General features: G+C 60.9%; 2 protein-coding genes. One reads left to right on the top strand and one right to left on the bottom strand.

Annotated features, from left to right (window positions below; genetic code table 11):
• Positions 1-2,050, bottom strand: a 2,050-nt coding sequence (locus tag Q0072_RS09050; RefSeq protein WP_298328770.1) for a glycoside hydrolase family 3 protein, incomplete at its 3' end; no start/stop codon positions are given.
• Positions 2,051-2,146: 96 nt separating this feature from the next.
• Between Q0072_RS09050 and Q0072_RS09045 the strand changes: the two genes are divergently transcribed.
• A partial coding sequence (locus Q0072_RS09045; protein WP_298328767.1) for a hypothetical protein occupies positions 2,147-2,582 on the top strand: 436 nt, incomplete at its 3' end.

Raw genomic sequence — 2,582 nt, 5'->3', positions numbered from 1 at the left:
CGGCGTCTTTCAGACCGGAGTCTTCGGACAGCGGCAGAAGGTCGCCCTTATCGGCATAGGTCAGGCCGTAGCCATAGGCGAACAGCGGGTCATAGCCCGGTGTGTTGAGGTTCAGCGGCTGCTGATTGGCGAACTTCGGCCACGAGAAGCTGAGCTTGCCCTTGAAGTCGTTGCGCGCCTTGCCCGCCTTGTCGCCGATCAGCACGTCGGCCACGCCGCCGCCTTCGCTGCCCGGCAGGAAGGCCGCGACAAAGGCGTCAGAGGCGTTGATTTCCGGGTTCACCCACATCGGACGGCCCGACAGGAAGACAGTAACGACCGGGATGCCGGCAGCCTTCAGCTTCTTGATGAGGGCCAGATCCTTACGCTCACCCGACTGATAGTCGAGGTTCGGACGGTCGCCCTGGAACTCGGCATAGGGGTCTTCGCCGATCACCACGATGGCAACGTCGGGCTTCTTGCCCTTGAATGTCCCATCGACCGACAGGGTGGCCTTGCCGCCCGACGCCTTCACCGCGTCACTGATGCCGCCAAAGATCGACTGACCGTTGGGGAAGTCAGAATTGGCATTGCCCGTCCCCTGCCAGGTGATGGTCCAGCCGCCCGACTGCTTGCCGATATTGTCGGCCCCGTCACCAGCCACCAGCACAGTCGCCCCGCCCTTCACCGGCAGCAGCGAGCCATTGTTTTTCAGCAGGACCAGAGACTCACGCACGGCCTGACGCGCCACGGCGCGGTTTTCGGCCTTGCCCAGATTCTCCCAGTGACCGGCCATCGGGCGATCCTTGGGCGCACCCAGCGTAAACAGGCCGCCCTTGATCTTGGCGCGCAGGATGCGGCGCACGGCGTCGTTCAGGCGATCTTCTGAGATTTCGCCGGACTTCACCTGAGCCAGCGTGTTCTCATAGATGCCCTTCCACGAATCCGGGGCCATGAACATGTCAATCCCGGCATTGAAGGCCTGCGGGCACGAGGTGGTGGTGCAGCCCGGCACCTGCCCCTGCGCATTCCAGTCGGAGACGACGAAACCGTTAAAGCCCATGCGGTGTTTCAGCACGTCGGTCAGCAGGTATTGGCTGCCGGTCAGCTTTTCACCGTTCCATGACGAGAAGGAGGCCATGACCGACAGGGCCCCGGCTTCGATCGACGGCGGATAGCCGGCATTGTGGATGTTGGCCAGTTCCTCTTCGCTGATCTGGGCGTCGCCCTGATCCTTACCGTTCAGCGTGCCGCCGTCACCGAGGAAGTGCTTGGCCGAAGCCATGATGTGGCCGGGCTTTATGCCCTCATCGCCGCCCGTGTCGCCTTGCAGGCCTTCGACGACCTTACCGGCATAGGCCGCGACATCGGCGGGGTTTTCCGAATACGACTCATAGGCGCGGCCCCAGCGCTTGTCGCGCGATACGGCGACCGTCGGGGCAAAGGTCCAGTCCACGCCCGCCAGCGACATTTCATAGGCGGTGACGCGGGCAATATCCTTCATCAGTTGCGGGTTGCGCGTGGCCCCCAGACCGACATTGTGCGGGAAGATGATCGCCCCGACGAGGTTCGAATGGCCGTGCACGGCATCGATCCCGAACAGCAGCGGAATCTTGCTCTTCGACGGATAGTCCAGCGAGGCGCGCCAGTAGGCGTCGGCCAGATCGAGCCATTGTTGCGGCGTGGCGCGCTCATTGCCGCCGGGGGCCGAGTTGCCACCGGCCAGAATCGAGCCCAGCGGATATTTTTTGAGGTCTTCCGGCTTGATGGCCGAAATGTCGGCCTGCACGGTCTGACCGACCTTTTCCTCAAGCGTCATATCGGCCATCAGGGCGTCGATCTTCGCTTCGACATCGGCGTCGATCAGGCCCGCATCCTTCGTCGTCGGCCACACGGGGTTGACCTCAACGGCGGCGGGCTTCGCCGCCTCGGCCGGGGTCGCCGCCAAGGGCGTTGGGTCAGTCTTGCCCTTGCTCTCGATAATGGTGATACAGCCCGAAGTCGCCAGGGCCGTCAGCAAAAGGCCTGCGGACACGCTGGCTTTCAGCGCGCCCTTCATGGATTTGCGCATCTCTTCTCTTCCTTCTTCCCGCGGCGTTTCGTTTGCCGGTCTTATTTGTATATCGGGCCCGAAAGCGCGCAACCGCCGCTTTGAGCGTCCCACTTAATGACAGCGCTATCAGAGAGCGTCAAGCCGCGAGACGGGGCGAAAGGCACGTCTGACGTCTGTGAAAACGATTTTCCCGCCTCCTATGTCAAAATCAGCCACACCTTTAAATCATTGACGTGCCGTGGATTTTCTCATGATTTTTCACGCCTGCGCCGAAATTTCACAGCCCTTATCGCCATCTTCGTCAAAAACACGCTTGACAGCGCTGTCAGATTATCGCAATTCTTGGCCACCCGTTGGTGCTCCTTTTTGAGCGGTCCCTCCGACCGTTCAAATCTGAGTTTAAAATTCTGGCTGAGCGCGGCTTCTTTCCCTTTTTCACGGTCGCGCGCCCGCAGAATTTTAAATCGTCATCTGGATTTGGCATTATTCAGGTGGCAATGGCCTTATACCCGGCAGCCCGGTTTATCCGGTCTGCCGGTTTTTTTTGCTT

Origin of the sequence: Asticcacaulis sp. (assembly GCF_027484505.1) — a bacterium.
In the GTDB taxonomy this organism is placed as follows: domain Bacteria; phylum Pseudomonadota; class Alphaproteobacteria; order Caulobacterales; family Caulobacteraceae; genus Asticcacaulis.
This window is presented reverse-complemented; position numbering and strand designations above follow the sequence as displayed.